1 pseudogene is annotated in these 246 nt (G+C 41.9%); it reads left to right on the plus strand.

The window, feature by feature from the left end:
- Positions 1-246 (plus strand): annotated as a pseudogene (locus EVJ30_RS15380) (IS21 family transposase); the annotation flags it as partial.

Raw genomic sequence — 246 nt, forward strand, 5'->3', positions numbered from 1 at the left:
CGGGATATGATCCTAAGACAATCCGAAAGTATTTGAAGATGGAAAGTGCACCTACGAAAGTGAAGCGGAAAAAGAGGAAAGGAAAACTCGAACCCTACAAAGACTACATAAACGAACGTATCAAAGAAGGTACAACCAATTGCGAGGTTCTGTTCGATGAGATTCAAAAGCTAGGCTATGAAGGGAAAATGACGATTCTGAGAGAGTACGTGAGACCTTACAGACTTCAGCCTAAAAAGCAGGCTA

It is taken from the genome of Exiguobacterium sp. SH5S13, assembly GCF_004337085.1.
Taxonomy (GTDB): Bacteria; Bacillota; Bacilli; order Exiguobacteriales; family Exiguobacteriaceae; genus Exiguobacterium; species Exiguobacterium aurantiacum_A.